Origin of the sequence: Neisseria sp. P0006.S009 (genome assembly GCF_051962915.1) — a bacterium.
GTDB lineage: Bacteria > Pseudomonadota > Gammaproteobacteria > Burkholderiales > Neisseriaceae > Neisseria > Neisseria subflava_E.
In genome coordinates this window covers 50,689-65,679 of record NZ_JBQCUV010000003.1, presented here as the reverse complement: position 1 = coordinate 65,679, position 14,991 = coordinate 50,689, and the positions used below count along the sequence as shown (strand labels likewise).

The window sequence follows — 14,991 nt, the reverse complement described above, 5'->3', positions numbered from 1 at the left end:
GAATGTTCAGACGGCCTTTTTTATCACCAAAACAAGCTTAATTTCACTTGCGTTTATTTATTGGCAGCTTCTGCCATATTTTTTGCGATTTTGGTCGCACCAACTGTCAAACCGGACATGCCGATCAAAGAAGCTGCGGCCAATTTAATTAATGTTTTCATTTTAACTCTTTTCTGTGTATTTAAGGGTGTGTTGTGTATTTTTTATTTGGCGGCATCAGCCATATTGTGGGCGATATTGGTTGCGCCGACGGTCAGGCCGGACATACCGATTAAAGAGGCTGCTGCCAGTTTGATTAAAGTTTTCATTGTTTATCTCACTTTCTTGTCTGTCGGCCGAAAAACGGCCTAAGTTGCGTTTTCTGAAGTATTGTAATTAATTCGTTTATGATTGAATTATTTGTGTACTACCGTTTCGATATTACGGGAGATGCCGATGGCAGAAGCTGATATTCCGGACATACCGATTAAAGAAGCGGCAGAAAGCGTTATTAAATGTCCCATTTTAAGTAGTCCTTTTTCATAGATACAAAATGTTATTTAACAACATACACATTTTTTCGCCGGCATCTGCGCTGCCGACAGGACGAATCATACTGTGTTAATCATTAATTAATACAACTTTTACGTAAAGATAAAATACTAAAAATATACATAATGAAGATTTTAGTTAATTTATATTTTGTTTTGAAAATGACACCGATGTCTTTCTCAATGACACCGATGTCTTAATTACATACACACTACAAACGTATCTTTCTGCGCCCATAAAATCCCTCCTTTTTTGTTGCAAAATTGCACTCTAAATTAAATATATTTTTAAATTCAAAATGTTACAAATTTATCTTTTTCACAACCTAAATGTTCAATTAGTCAAAACCAATACCTTTGATAGCTTCTTTTAAAGAAAACACACGTTTCTAGCGTATATCCGACCATAAAATGCGCTACAAATATATGATATAGTGAAACATTCTGCGTATTGACTATTTCCAGCATGAACAACACCTTAATTCTGACCGGCGCGGCCGCATTTTTTATCGGCGCGCTGTTTGCTTGGCTGATAACACGCTACCAAGCCCAAAGCCGACACTTTATTGTTTTGCAAGAATTGGCCGAAAGTCGCCGCCTACATGAGTTTGCCGAACAGGTGCAGGCTCAAACTGCGGCGGACTTGGCGCAAAGCCGCCATACCGTGCAGGAATTGCAAGACGAATTGCAGGAGACGGGCAACCGCTTTGCCGCAGCCGAAAAACAGATTGCCTATCTGCAAGATTGCGAGGCCGAAGCCGAAGCTTTAAAACACGAATGTGCAAAATGGCAGCAAAGTGCGCAAAACCTGCAAATCAACAACGAACGCCTAAACACGCAACTGGCTCAAGAACAGGCATTGAGTGCGGATAAAAATACACTTTTACAACAGCAGGAAACGGAAAAAGGCCGTCTGAAACAAGACTACGACACGCTGTTAGAGCAAAACCATGCGCTGCAAGTCCAAAACGAGCGCCTCTCCACACAACTGACTCAAGAAAAAGCCAATATCGACGGCAAAAACAGCCTTTTACAGCAACAGGAAGCTGAAAAAGGCCGTCTGAAACAAGAATACGCCGCCCTTTTGGAGCAAAACCACGCGCTTCAAGTCCAAAACGAGCGTCTCAACACCCAATCGGAAAAAGACCGTCAGGCTGCTGAAGAAAAATTGGCTCTATTGGCAGATGCACGTAAAAACCTGAGCGACCAGTTCCAAAACCTCGCCAACACTATTTTGGAAGAGAAAAGCCGCCGCTTTACCGAACAAAACCACGACCATCTCCAACAACTGCTCAATCCGCTCAACGAACGCATCCACGGCTTCAGCGAGCTGGTTCAGCAGACTTATGAAAAAGAAGCCAAAGAACGCCTGACCATCGAAAACGAGCTCAAACGCCTGCAAACCCTCAACACCCAGCTCCACCACGATGCCAAAGCGCTGACCACTGCGCTGACCGGCACGCAAAACAAAACCCAAGGCAACTGGGGCGAGATGATTTTGGAAAGCGTATTGGAAAATTCCGGTCTGCAAAAAGGCCGCGAATACATCGTTCAAGCTTCCAGCGTCCGCCACGAAGCAGACGGCACCCAACGCCGCCTCCAGCCCGACGTCCTTATCAATCTGCCCGACAACAAACAAATCGTCATCGACTCCAAAGTATCGCTGACTGCCTACGTCCGCTATACGCAAAGCACCGGCGCAGAAGCAGAACGCGAGCTTGCCAACCACGTCGCCAGCATCCGCGCCCATATCAAAAGCTTGGCAGCAAAAGACTACACCGACCTTGAGGGCGTCAAAACGCTGGACTTCGTCTTTATGTTCGTCCCTGTCGAACCGGCCTACCTCCTCGCCCTGCAACACGATCCAAACCTCTTCCAAGAGTGTTTCGACAAACGCATCATGCTGACCGGCCCCAGCACCCTGCTCGCCACCCTGCGCACCGTTGCCAACATCTGGCGCAACGAGCAGCAAAACCAAAACGCACTGGCGATTGCCGAAGCAGGCAGCAAACTCTATGACAAATTTGTCGGCTTTGTCGAAAGCATGGATGGCATCAATAAAGCGCTCAGCCAGGCACAATCCCAGTTTCAGACGGCCTACGGCCGCTTGGTTTCCGGCAGGGGCAACCTCATCAGCAGCACCGAAAAACTACGCAAATTGGGCATCAAAGCCGGCAAACAACTGCAACGGGATTTAGTAGAAAAGGCCGTGTCGGAAACCGAAGACCATGCCGCTTTACCAACTGCACAAGACCAAGAAAATGACTGACAAAATTTAAAACATTGCAAATAAAGGGAATTTAACCAATGAGCAACATTACCATCGTCCTTGCCGCCGATACCGGCTATGCCGAACAAGTCCATACCCTGATGAAGTCCATCTGTACGCACAATACAGGTGTCAATTTCTACCTTATGCACAACACCTTCAGGAAGGAATGGATCAACTATACCAACCAAAAACTCGCCGCCAGCGGCAGCCGTCTGAATGATGTCAAAATCGAAATGGACTTCAGCCAATATCGCCGCCTGTCCCATATTTCGGATGCCGCATTTTTCCGCCTGATGATGCAGCACCTGCCCGTCGACCGCGCCCTGTATCTCGACAGCGATATGGTGGTTACCCAATCCCTGCACGATTTGTTCAACCTCGATATGCGCGGATATCCCGTTGCAGCGGTACAAGATTCCGTTTTGGCGCGCACCGAATGGAAACATCCTATCGACCTACACACCACACCCTATTTCAATTCAGGCATGCTGTTGGCCGACTTGGTGCAATGGCGTGAACACAATATCGCGGAGCAACTTCTGAAAACCGCTTCCTGTCTCAACGAAGCCGTACCCTACGGCGACCAATGCTTTCTAAACACCGTATTTCAAAAAAACTGGCTGCAACTAGAAGAATCTTGGAACTTCCAGACCGGCGCAGTCGAATACTTCCAAAAACGAGACCTCGGCGAAGTATTCCCCAAACCCGACACCGTTCCGCCCGTTATCCACTACACCACACGCGCCAAACCGTGGCTGTGCGATTACGGCGAGATTCCTTTTATCGAAGTCTATTGGCAATACTATTGCGCCGACTGGCCGAAAGCGTAATTTCAGGCAAAGAACCCCTCTCCTTCGATTATCTTAAACAACCCGTCATCAAAAACAAAAGGCCGTCTGAAATCGTTTCAGACGGCCTTTAAACCATAAAAAAACAGGCAGAATATTCTGCCTGTTTTGTGTTCACACCCGACCGTAAGGCAGGCTTTGCCACCCACCCTCAGTCGGCGTCATCGTTATCCGATTAGATACCGCGCAACAATTCATTCACGCTGGTTTTCGCACGGGTTTGCGCATCCACGCGTTTGACGATAACCGCACAGTAGAGGCTGTGGCTGCCGTCTTTGGAAGGCATGCTGCCGGATACAACAACCGAACCTGCCGGTACGCGGCCTTGATAGATTTCGCCGGTAGTACGGTCAAAGATTTTGGTGGATTGACCGATGAACACGCCCATAGAAATCACGCTGCCTTCTTCGACAATCACGCCTTCAACAATTTCAGAACGCGCGCCGATGAAGCAGTTGTCTTCAATAATGGTCGGGCTGGCTTGCAGAGGCTCGAGTACGCCGCCGATGCCGACGCCGCCGCTCAAGTGCACGTTTTTACCGATTTGCGCGCAAGAGCCGACAGTTGCCCAAGTATCGACCATCGCACCTTCGTCAACGTATGCGCCGATATTGACATAAGAAGGCATCAACACGACATTTTTCGCCACAAAGCTGCCGCGGCGGGCAACCGCACCCGGAACTGCGCGGAAACCTGCGCTGCGGAATTCGTCTTCAGACCAATCGGCAAATTTAGTCGGCACTTTGTCGAAGTATTTGTTCACACCGTCGTTGAGAATTTCATTGTCCTGAATGCGGAAAGACAGCAACACGGCTTTTTTCGCCCATTCGTTGACTTTCCATTCGCCCACGCCCAAACGCTCGGCAACGCGCAGTTTGCCGGAGTCGAGTTGGCGGATGGTTTCCAAAACCGCTTCACGCACTTCGGGGGTAACAGTATTCGGATTGATTTCGGCACGGTTTTCAAAAGCCGTTTCAATGATGTTTTGCAAAGACATGTTGATTCCTTCAAGAGATCAGGGCCGTCTGAAACCTATTCAGGCCACCCTATTACAAATATTTAACTCGTTATTTTGCCATGTAAAAGCGATTTCGTCAGCTATTAACATGATTAGCGCCGAGCGTTACACGGCCGGATTTCGGCTAAGCCAAGATTTTCAGACGGCCTGTTCAAGTGAATGGAATCGCATTTATTTTCCAATCGGTTTCCCAATCACAATATGCAGACTGTCGATGCTGCCGACACGCCGTGCCGATAAATCAATCTTCGCCGCCAATCTTTTGCAGAAGATTTTCAGCCACCACGCCGCATTCGATATTCCGCTTTAACGGTTTCGCGTTCAAATCCTTCAAGGCCGTCTGAAAGTCGGCAAAATCCATCAACTGCGAACCAAAACGGCGCATATGTTCCGTATCCTGCTGACAGTCTATCAGTGCAACGCCCAAATCCTCCAGAAACGGTACGGCGCAGGCAAACGCAACCTTTGACGCATCGGGACGCAAGGCAAACATCGATTCACCATAAAATACGCAGCCGATTTGCACGCCGTAAAACCCGCCTGCCAACTGCATTTCGCCTTGTTCGTCCGGCAGCCAGCATTCAAACGAATGCGCATGCCCCTGATGGTGCAGCTTCAAATAGGCCGTCTGAAACGCTGGTTCTATCCACGTTCCGTCCTGTTCCGGACGCGGCACATTGGCGCAATGGGCAATCACTTTTTCAAAACAGCGGTTGACCGTTACCCGATACGGCTTGTGACGCAAAGTTTTGGCGAGCGAACGGCCTATATGCAGGCTTTCCGGCACAATCACGGCCCGCGGCGCAACCGCATACCAGAAAAACCAACCGTCGCGGCTAAACCACGGAAAAATCCCCTGCCCATACGCCGACAACAGCCGCCCCGTATCCAAATCGCCGCTGATGCCGACCAAGCCGTCGCATTCTGCCAAAGCGTAAGACAGGTCGGGGAAACGATAATCCCGTGGCGCAAGAAAAGGAATCTTCATCGTAAAGCCCATAAAGTTTCAGACGGCCTCAGGCTGAAAATGCCCAAGGCCGTCTGAAAAATCAACATACAAACTGATTAACGTTTGGTTTTGGTTTGGCATTCGCCGCATACGCCGTACATATACAGCGCGTGGTCAACGATACGGTAACCGTTTTCTTCAGCGATTTTGTCTTGCAGCGCTTCGATTTCCGGATTGTGGAATTCGGTTACTTCGCCGCATTTCACGCAAACGATGTGGTCGTGGTGATCGCCTTTGTCCAATTCGTAAACCGCTTTGCCGGTTTCAAAGTGGTGGCGTTGCAAAATGCCGGCCTGTTCAAACTGGGTCAACACACGGTAAATCGTCGCCACGCCGATTTCCACGCCCTCTTCCAACAGGATACGGTACACATCTTCCGCACTCAAATGCTCCTCGGCATGAGTTTCAAACAAGTCCAAAATTTTCAAACGTGGACCCGTAACTTTCAAACCACTGTCTTTCAATTGCGCAATGTTGCTGAATTTTTCCATAATATTCAATATCCCTGTAAGGTAATAACCGTTATAATACGCACTTTCCGCCCGTTTGCCCACTATTGGGCCGTTAAAGGACGGCAATCTGCCGCCGGTCTTGCAATTGAAAATCGGCGAAAAGAAAAATTAAGAAGATGATTATCGTTTGCTTTTTAAAAATATTCAAGCGATGATAAACATCTTTCCCGAAATGACACAGAAAGGTAAGCCCGTGAATAAAGCCTTATGCCTTGCCATCGCCGCTATTTTAGGTCTGGCCTCATGCAGTGCCGAGCGCGTATCCAACTTTCCATCCTACAAACTTAAAATCATTCAAGGTAACGAGCTCAATCCTCGCGCCGTGGTTTCCCTGCGCCAAGGTATGACCCGCGACCAAGTCCAACTGCTGCTCGGTACGCCGCTCCTGCGCGACGCCTTCCATGCCGACCGCTGGGATTACACTTTCAATACCAGCCGCAACGGCATCATCAAAGAACAAAGCAACCTGACCCTGTACTTTGAAAACGACGTCCTCGCACGCGCCGAAGGCGATGCCATTCAAAAATCCATCGAAGCGGTTCAAGCCGAACAAAACATCGTTCCGACTACCGAAACCAAGCCGCAATAAGGAAGCCCCATGAGCGCATTGAAAATCGCCATCGCCGGCGTCAACGGCCGCATGGGCCGCGTTTTGGTTGAAGCCGTCAACAACCATCCCGACACCGTCCTCTCCGGCGCACTCGAGCATTCCGGTTCGGAAGTATTGGGTTTGGATGCAGGCTTCGCCTCCGGCCTCAAAACCGGCGTCGCCATTTCAGACGACGTGGATGCCGTACTGGCTCAAAGCGATGTCCTCATCGACTTTACCCGCCCCGAGCCAACCCTGAAACACCTGCAAAAATGCGTGGAAAAAGGCGTCAACATCATCATCGGCACCACCGGTTTTGACGACGCAGGCAAAGCCGCCATCCAAGCCGCAGGCGAAAAAATAGGCGTTGTTTTCGCCGCCAACTTCAGCGTCGGCGTCAACCTCACCTTCCACATCCTCGACACCGTCGCCCGCGTGTTAAACGAAGGCTACGACATCGAAATCATCGAAGGCCACCACCGCCACAAAGTCGATGCTCCAAGCGGTACCGCATTGCGTATGGGTGAAGTCATCGCCGACGCCCTCGGCCGCGACCTCAAAGAATGCGCCGTTTACGGCCGCGAAGGCCACACCGGCCCGCGCGATCCGTCCACCATCGGTTTTGCCACCGTCCGCGCAGGCGACATCGTCGGCGACCACACCGCCCTCTTCGCCACCGACGGTGAGCGCGTGGAAATCACCCACAAAGCCAGCAGCCGCATGACCTTTGCCGCCGGTGCCGTACGCGCCGCAGTTTGGGCAAACGGCAAAAAAGGCCTGTACGATATGCAAGACGTACTGGGTTTGAAAAACCGATAAACCCGCATCATCAGGTTTCATCCCTGACAAGGCCGTCTGAAAGCACAACGTCGATTTTCAGACGGCCTTATTAAAAAGAAAGCCCCACCATGTCCTATCAACAAATCACCATCAACGTCAACGATGCCGTCGCCGAACGCCTTGCCGACGCGCTGATGGAACACGGCGCATTGTCCGCCGCCATTGAAGATGCCTACGCCGGTACAGAAAACGAGCAGGCCATTTTCGGCGAGCCGGGCATGCCGACCGAACAAATCTGGCAACAAAGCAAAGTCATCGCCCTTTTCGGCGAAAGCGACGATGCCGCTTCCATTATCGAAGCCGCCGCGCAGGAATGCGGTTTGAACGATTTGAAATACACCGGCGAAATCCTTGAAGATCAAGACTGGGTACGCCTGACCCAAGCGCAATTCGACCCGATTCAAATTTCCGACCGCCTATGGATTACCCCGTCTTGGCACGAAGCGCCCGACGGCAACGCCGTCAACCTGCAACTCGACCCGGGTCTTGCCTTCGGCACAGGCAGCCATCCGACCACACGTCTCTGCCTCAAATGGCTGGACACGCAGCTCAAAGGCGGCGAAAGCGTATTGGACTACGGCTGCGGCTCAGGCATTTTGGCCATTGCCGCCCTCAAACTCGGTGCAGGCTCCGCCATCGGCGTAGACATTGACGAACAAGCCATCCGCGCCAGCAAAGACAATGCCGCGCAAAACAACGTCGACGCGCAGTTCTACCTGCCGGACGGCCTGCCACAAGGTCAATTTGATGTCGTTGTCGCCAACATTCTGGCCAACCCGCTGCGTATGCTCGGCGAAATGCTTGCCGCACGCACCAAACAAGGTGGCCGCATTGTCTTGTCCGGCCTTTTGGACGAACAAGTCGAAGAACTCAGCGGCATTTACAGCCAATGGTTCGACATCGAACCTGCCGAAATCGAAGAAGGCTGGGCGCGATTGAGTGGCGTCAAACGCTAAACCTGTTTTCCGATACAAAGGCCGTCTGAAATTTAATCTTTCAGACGGCCTTTTTGTACTTAAAACGCTGAATATTCCAGCAAAATCAGGTATAATTGCCTATTATTTTGACCTTTCGGAACACATCCGCTGCGCCCGTTTGACATTTCATTGCGCGCACGGAAAAATTCCTTGAAATTCAGCAAGAAAAGACCATGACTGACCAAAAACACGAAGAATACGGCGCCGACAGCATACAAGTGCTGGAAGGCTTGGAAGCGGTACGCAAACGCCCCGGTATGTATATCGGCGACACGCAGGACGGCAGTGGCCTGCACCACATGGTGTTCGAGGTGCTCGACAACGCCATTGACGAAGCGCTCGCCGGACATTGCGACAAAATCACCGTAACCATCCATGCCGACAATTCCGTCAGCGTGGCCGACAACGGCCGCGGTATGCCGACCGGCATCCATCCGAAAGAAGGCCGCTCCGCCGCCGAAGTCATCATGACCGTCTTGCACGCAGGCGGCAAATTCGACAACAACAGCTACAAAATCTCCGGCGGCTTGCACGGCGTGGGCGTATCCGTCGTCAACGCGCTATCCGACTGGGTAACGCTGACCATCTACCGCGACGGTAAAGAACACTTCGTCCGCTTCGTGCGCGGCGAAACCGAAGAGCCGTTGAAGGTCGTCGGCGATTCCGACAAAAAAGGCACAACCGTACGCTTCCTCGCCAGCAGCGAAACCTTCGGCAATGTCGAATACAGCTTCGACACCCTCGCCAAACGTATCCGCGAACTCTCCTTCCTGAATAACGGCGTAGACATCGAGCTGATCGACGAACGCGACGGTAGACACGAAAGCTTCGCCCTCTCCGGCGGCGTGGCCGGCTTCGTGCAATACATGAACCGCAAAAAAACGCCGTTGCACGAAAAAATCTTCTACGCATTCGGCGAAAAAGACGGCATGAGCGTCGAATGCGCGATGCAATGGAACGACAGCTACCAAGAAAGCGTGCAATGTTTCACCAACAACATTCCGCAACGCGACGGTGGCACCCATCTGACCGCGCTGCGCCAAGTGATGACCCGCACCATCAACAACTATATCGAAGCCAACGAAGTGGCTAAAAAAGCCAAAGTGGAAACCGCCGGCGACGATATGCGTGAAGGCCTGACCTGCGTTTTGTCCGTCAAACTGCCCGATCCGAAATTCTCATCGCAAACCAAAGACAAACTGGTTTCTAGCGAAATCGGCCCCGTTGTCAATGAAGTCATCAACCAAGCCCTGACCGACTTCCTTGAAGAAAACCCAACCGAAGCCAAAATTATCACCAGCAAAATCGTCGATGCCGCGCGCGCGCGCGAAGCCGCCCGCAAAGCCCGCGAAATTACCCGCCGCAAAGGCGTGATGGACGGTTTGGGTCTACCGGGCAAACTGGCTGACTGCCAAGAAAAAGACCCTGCCCTGTCCGAACTCTACCTCGTCGAGGGAGACTCCGCAGGCGGTTCCGCCATGCAGGGCCGCGACCGCAAATTCCAAGCGATTTTGCCGCTCAAAGGTAAAATTTTGAACGTCGAAAAAGCACGTTTTGAAAAAATGCTGGCCAGCCAAGAAGTCGCCACGCTGATTACCGCTTTGGGCGCGGGCATCGGCAAAGAAGAATTCAATGCCGAAAAACTGCGCTACCACCGCATCATCATCATGACCGATGCCGACGTGGATGGCGCGCACATCCGCACCCTGCTCCTGACCTTCTTCTACCGCCAAATGCCCGAGCTGGTCGAACGCGGCTACATCTACATTGCCCAGCCGCCTTTGTACAAAGCCAAATACGGCAAACAAGAGCGCTATCTCAAAGACGAACTGGAAAAAGACCAATGGCTGCTCGGTTTGGCCTTGGAAAAAGCCAAAATCGTTTCAGACGGCCGCACCATCGAAGGCGAAGAGCTTGCCAATACTGCCAAACAATTCCTGTTGGCCAAAACCGTCATCGAGCAAGAAAGCCGCATCATTGACGAACTCGTCCTGCATGCCATGTTGCATGCTTCGCCGGTCGATCTCAGCACGGCAGAAAGTGCAGACCGCGCAGTTGCCGAATTGAGCGGCCTCTTGGACGAAAAAGAAGTCGCGCTCGAACGCATCGAAGGCCACGAAGGACACCAGTTCATCAAAATCACACGCAAGCTGCACGGCAATGTGATGGTGAGCTACCTTGAGCCTAAGTTCCTCAACAGCAAAGCCTACCAAACCCTTACCCAAACCGCCGCCGCACTCAAAGGCATGGTCGGCAAAGGGGCGAAGCTCTACAAAGGCGACAACGAATACGACATCGACAACTTTGAAGGCGCTTTGGACATCTTGATGAGCGTTGCCCAAAAAGGCATGTCCATCCAACGATACAAAGGCTTGGGCGAGATGAACCCGGAACAACTTTGGGAAACCACGATGGATCCTACCGTCCGCCGCCTTCTGAAAGTCCGCATCGAAGACGCCATCGCCGCCGACGAAGTGTTCGTTACCCTGATGGGCGACGAAGTTGAACCGCGCCGCGCCTTCATCGAAAACAACGCCCTGCTGGCGCAAAACATCGACGCCTAAGCATGGAAAGATAAAAGGCCGTCTGAAAAACGATTTTCAGACGGCCTTTTTGTTTTGTGCTTTATTTCTTACAACTCAAATTCCAATAACTTCGCGTGTTTACTTCAATAATTTATTTTAATTCGCGTATTTTAGTAGAGCGTTCAAACTGATTCAGATTCGGGACAACCCAAATAACCTCTGTTTGAAACGCTCCAATCCGTTTCCGATTTATTCCGCTTTCCCCAAAATCATCGCATCGCCATAGCTGAAAAAGCGGTATTCCTGTTCCACCGCATGACGGTAAACGCTGCGGATATGCTCCATGCCCGAAAACGCACTGACGAGCATCAGCAAGGTTGATTTGGGCAGGTGGAAGTTGGTAATCAAGCGGTCGGCAACATTGAAGCGGTAACCCGGCGTAATAAAAATATCGGTATCGCCGCGACCGGATTTCAGACGGCCTGTTTCGCGTGCGGCAGATTCCAAGGCGCGCATGGAGGTTGTGCCCACAGCCCACACCTTATTGCCGCGCGCTTTGGCAGCCTCAACGGCGGCAACAGTCTCGACCGGTACGTCAAACCACTCGCTGTGCATTTTGTGTTCTTCAATTTTATCGACGCGCACGGGTTGGAATGTGCCGGCACCGACGTGCAGGGTCACTTCTGCGGTTTCTACGCCTTTGGCTTTCAGACGACCCAACAATTCATCGGTAAAGTGTAAGCCTGCCGTCGGCGCGGCCACTGCGCCTTGATACTTGGCGTACACGGTCTGATAGCGGCTGTCGTCTTCATCATCGGCCGCGCGTTCGATATAAGGCGGCAAGGGCAGATGGCCGTTTTGCTCTAAAAGTTCGTAAACGGTTTGCTCGCCTTCAAATTTCAGGCAAAACAATTCTTCCGCACGCTCCATCATGACGGCACGGATATCGCCTTCAAAAATCAATTCTGTACCCGGTTTCGGCGATTTGGACGAGCGGATGTGCGCCAATGCAGTATGCGCGTCCAATACCCGCTCAATCAGGGCTTCGATTTTGCCACCGCTGGCTTTTTGGCCGAACAGGCGTGCCTTCATCACTTTGGTATTGTTAAACACCAGCACATCGCCCGGAGCGACATAATCGGGTAAATCGCCGAAATGTTTGTCTTCAATCGGCAATGTAGACAAGGCAACCAGAAGCCTGCTGCTGCCGCGCACTTCCGGAGGATGCTGGGCAATCAGTTTTTCGGGCAATTCAAAATCAAAATCGGAAATATCCATTATCGTGCATACTTAAAAAAAACAGGCGCCATTATACGCGCAAAGTTGGTTTTCAGACGGCATGTTTTGTCGAAAAACCAATAAATTAGAATAAACGCTCTTGAAAAAATCACTTTTTAACAAAAATCAGCGTTCCTTTCTTTTTTCGCCGAAAAACGCCTTTTTTCTATCTTTTACTGGACATTTACCGACAAGTTCGGGAAAATAACCAGATTCATTTCTCAGGCTCCGCCCTGTTCCGACATTATTTAAACGCCGGATGGCAAACCTACCTTCCGACGTCTCAGGAAATCATCTAAAACCACAGCGGCGCATACCCAATATGCACTTTATGCCGCGCTAAAAAGGAAAAGCAATGGATTTGCGTAAATTAAAAAAACTGATTGATTTGGTCGAAGAATCAGGCATTGCAGAAATTGAAGTTACCGAAGGCGAAGAAAAAGTCCGCATTACGCGCACCACTGCCGCCGCAGCTCCTGTTTATGCTGCTCCGGCACCTGCCGCAGCCGTTCCGGTTGCCGCCCCTGTTGCTGCTGCTCCGGCCGCAGCCGCTCCAGCCGCCGCCCCTGCCGCTCGCGATTTGTCCAACGCGCAAAAATCGCCTATGGTCGGTACGTTCTACCGCGCCCCAGGCCCGAACGCCGCCGCTTTCGTCGAAGTCGGCCAACAAGTCAAAGCAGGCGATACTTTGTGCATCATCGAAGCCATGAAGCTGATGAACGAAATCGAAGCCGAGAAATCCGGTGTCGTTAAAGAAATTCTGGTTGAAAACGGTACTCCGGTCGAATACGGCGAGCCGCTCTTCATCATTGAATAATCCGCTTTTTCAGACGGCCTTTATCTTTAAGGCCGTCTGAAATTCCTTTTTCTGTTCATTAAGGACAAACCATGCGTCTGATTTTGGCTATTTTCTTGCCATGGCTTCAGTTTTTCACCATCGGCCGTCCATTTGCAGGCATCATCTGTCTGATTCTGCAATGTACGCTGGTTGGCTGGATACCGGCAGCCATGTGGTCGGTTTACGCTTTGAGCCAATACAAAACCGACCAAAAAATCCGCAACGCATTAGGCGGCCGCTGAGGCCGTCTGAACCATCCGGAAAGATTATCATGCTGAAAAAAGTATTGATCGCCAACCGGGGCGAAATCGCCCTGCGCGTCCTGCGTGCCTGCCGTGAAATGGGCATCGCCACCGTCGCCGTCCATTCCGAAGCCGACAAAGACAGCCTACACGTCAAACTCGCCGACGAATCCGTGTGCATCGGCCCTGCCGCATCTGCACAAAGCTACCTCAACATTCCCGCCCTCATTGCTGCTGCCGAAGTAACCGAAGCCGACGGCATCCACCCCGGCTACGGCTTCCTCGCCGAAAACGCCAATTTTGCCGAACAAGTCGAACAATCCGGCTTTGTCTTCATCGGCCCTAAAGCCGACACCATCCGTCTGATGGGCGACAAAGTATCCGCCAAACACGCCATGATTGAAGCCGGCGTGCCTTGCGTTCCCGGCTCTGACGGTGCATTGCCGGACGACGGCGAAGAAATCCTCAAAATCGCCGATAAAGTCGGTTATCCCGTCATTATCAAAGCCTCTGGCGGCGGCGGCGGTCGCGGTATGCGCGTCGTCGAGAAAAAAGAAGACCTCCTCCAGTCTGTCGAAATGACTAAAGCCGAAGCAGGTGCGGCATTCGGTAACCCGATGGTTTACATGGAACGCTACCTGCAACGTCCGCGCCACGTCGAAATTCAAGTGATTGCCGACGAACACGGCAACGCCATCTACCTCGCCGAGCGCGACTGCTCCATGCAGCGCCGCCACCAAAAAGTCATCGAAGAAGCACCGGCTCCGTTCATCACTGAAGAAGAACGTGCCAAAATCGGCAAAGCCTGTGCCGACGCTTGCAAACGCATCGGTTATCGCGGCGCAGGTACGTTTGAATTCCTGTACGAAGACGGCGAATTCTTCTTTATCGAGATGAACACACGCGTTCAAGTTGAGCATCCGGTTACCGAACTTATCACCGGCGTGGACATCGTCCAAGAGCAATTACGCATCGCATCCGGCCTGCCTTTGCAATACAAACAGGAAGACATTCAAGTCGAAGGCCACGCGTTTGAGTGCCGTATCAATGCCGAAGACCCGTACAACTTCATTCCAAGCCCGGGCTTAATTGAAAGCTGCCACCTGCCCGGCGGCTTCGGCATCCGCGTCGACAGCCACATTTACCAAGGCTACCGCATCCCTCCTTACTACGACAGCCTGATCGGCAAAATCTGTGTCGTCGGTAAAGACCGCGACCAAGCCATGGCAAAAATGCGCGTAGCCCTTGCCGAGCTGGCGATTACCGGCATCAAAACCAATACGCCGCTGCACCGCGACTTGTTCAGCGACCCAGGTTTCCAAAAAGGTGGTGTCAGCATCCACTACTTGGAACACTGGCTGGAAGAACGCAAAGCCAAACTGGATAAATAATCCTTTGTTTTGACTAAAAATAAGGCCGTCTGAAACGCAAAATAAAGTTTCAGACGGCCTTTTTTTACAGCTTTACCATTAATAAAAACTAATGAAATTTAATTCCTGATTATTAATATTAA

Annotated in this window: 13 protein-coding genes; 9 read left to right on the top strand and 4 right to left on the bottom strand. The window is 51.3% G+C overall.

Going from position 1 to position 14,991, the window contains the following annotated elements:
* Positions 1-996: 996 nt before the first annotated feature.
* On the top strand, positions 997-2,799 hold the full coding sequence (rmuC, locus tag ACTHTK_RS06375) for a DNA recombination protein RmuC (protein WP_107724000.1): 1,803 nt from the start codon (positions 997-999) through the stop codon (positions 2,797-2,799).
* A 38-nt stretch (positions 2,800-2,837) separates the two neighbouring features.
* A complete protein-coding gene (locus ACTHTK_RS06370) occupies positions 2,838-3,632 on the top strand; it encodes a glycosyltransferase family 8 protein (protein ID WP_049333613.1) in 795 nt (264 codons plus the stop codon).
* Positions 3,633-3,825: 193 nt separating this feature from the next.
* On the opposite strand, the gene dapD is transcribed toward ACTHTK_RS06370, so the two are convergent.
* The 3 genes from dapD to fur form a co-directional block, all read right to left on the bottom strand.
* On the bottom strand, positions 3,826-4,647 hold the full coding sequence (dapD, locus tag ACTHTK_RS06365) for a 2,3,4,5-tetrahydropyridine-2,6-dicarboxylate N-succinyltransferase (RefSeq protein WP_003684212.1): 822 nt from the start codon (positions 4,645-4,647) through the stop codon (positions 3,826-3,828).
* Between the two features lie 262 nt (positions 4,648-4,909).
* Positions 4,910-5,656: a leucyl/phenylalanyl-tRNA--protein transferase gene (gene aat, locus ACTHTK_RS06360; protein ID WP_107724166.1), complete on the bottom strand. Its 747-nt coding sequence runs from the start codon at positions 5,654-5,656 to the stop codon at positions 4,910-4,912.
* Positions 5,657-5,733: 77 nt separating this feature from the next.
* Positions 5,734-6,231 carry a ferric iron uptake transcriptional regulator gene (fur, locus tag ACTHTK_RS06355; protein ID WP_003682812.1) on the bottom strand — a complete coding sequence of 166 codons (498 nt, stop codon included), beginning with the start codon at positions 6,229-6,231 and terminating at the stop codon, positions 5,734-5,736.
* A 151-nt stretch (positions 6,232-6,382) separates the two neighbouring features.
* Between fur and ACTHTK_RS06350 the strand changes: the two genes are divergently transcribed.
* The 4 genes from ACTHTK_RS06350 (at position 6,383) to gyrB (ending at position 11,159) form a co-directional block, all read left to right on the top strand.
* Positions 6,383-6,778 (top strand): outer membrane protein assembly factor BamE, encoded by a 396-nt coding sequence (locus ACTHTK_RS06350; protein WP_036493273.1) that lies wholly within the window; start codon positions 6,383-6,385, stop codon positions 6,776-6,778.
* 9 nt (positions 6,779-6,787) lie between these two features.
* Positions 6,788-7,597: a 4-hydroxy-tetrahydrodipicolinate reductase gene (gene dapB / locus ACTHTK_RS06345; RefSeq protein WP_036492678.1), complete on the top strand. Its 810-nt coding sequence runs from the start codon at positions 6,788-6,790 to the stop codon at positions 7,595-7,597.
* 89 nt (positions 7,598-7,686) lie between these two features.
* Positions 7,687-8,574 carry a 50S ribosomal protein L11 methyltransferase gene (gene prmA / locus ACTHTK_RS06340; RefSeq protein ID WP_004520996.1) on the top strand — a complete coding sequence of 296 codons (888 nt, stop codon included), beginning with the start codon at positions 7,687-7,689 and terminating at the stop codon, positions 8,572-8,574.
* A gap of 194 nt (positions 8,575-8,768) precedes the next feature.
* Complete coding sequence (gene gyrB / locus ACTHTK_RS06335) at positions 8,769-11,159, top strand: DNA topoisomerase (ATP-hydrolyzing) subunit B (RefSeq protein ID WP_107723999.1); 2,391 nt, start codon at positions 8,769-8,771, stop codon at positions 11,157-11,159.
* Positions 11,160-11,369: 210 nt separating this feature from the next.
* On the opposite strand, the gene queA is transcribed toward gyrB, so the two are convergent.
* Complete coding sequence (queA, locus tag ACTHTK_RS06330; protein ID WP_440378517.1) at positions 11,370-12,398, bottom strand: tRNA preQ1(34) S-adenosylmethionine ribosyltransferase-isomerase QueA; 1,029 nt, start codon at positions 12,396-12,398, stop codon at positions 11,370-11,372.
* Between the two features lie 355 nt (positions 12,399-12,753).
* Here queA and accB point away from each other — a divergent pair, with 355 nt between their 5' ends.
* The 3 genes from accB to accC all read left to right on the top strand — a co-directional run bounded on the left by accB (position 12,754) and on the right by accC (position 14,869).
* Positions 12,754-13,215: an acetyl-CoA carboxylase biotin carboxyl carrier protein gene (accB, locus tag ACTHTK_RS06325; RefSeq protein WP_440378516.1), complete on the top strand. Its 462-nt coding sequence runs from the start codon at positions 12,754-12,756 to the stop codon at positions 13,213-13,215.
* A gap of 71 nt (positions 13,216-13,286) precedes the next feature.
* Complete coding sequence (locus ACTHTK_RS06320) at positions 13,287-13,478, top strand: YqaE/Pmp3 family membrane protein (protein ID WP_003680299.1); 192 nt, start codon at positions 13,287-13,289, stop codon at positions 13,476-13,478.
* A gap of 29 nt (positions 13,479-13,507) precedes the next feature.
* Positions 13,508-14,869 (top strand): acetyl-CoA carboxylase biotin carboxylase subunit, encoded by a 1,362-nt coding sequence (gene accC, locus ACTHTK_RS06315; RefSeq protein ID WP_049344322.1) that lies wholly within the window; start codon positions 13,508-13,510, stop codon positions 14,867-14,869.
* The last annotated feature ends 122 nt before the right edge of the window (positions 14,870-14,991 follow it).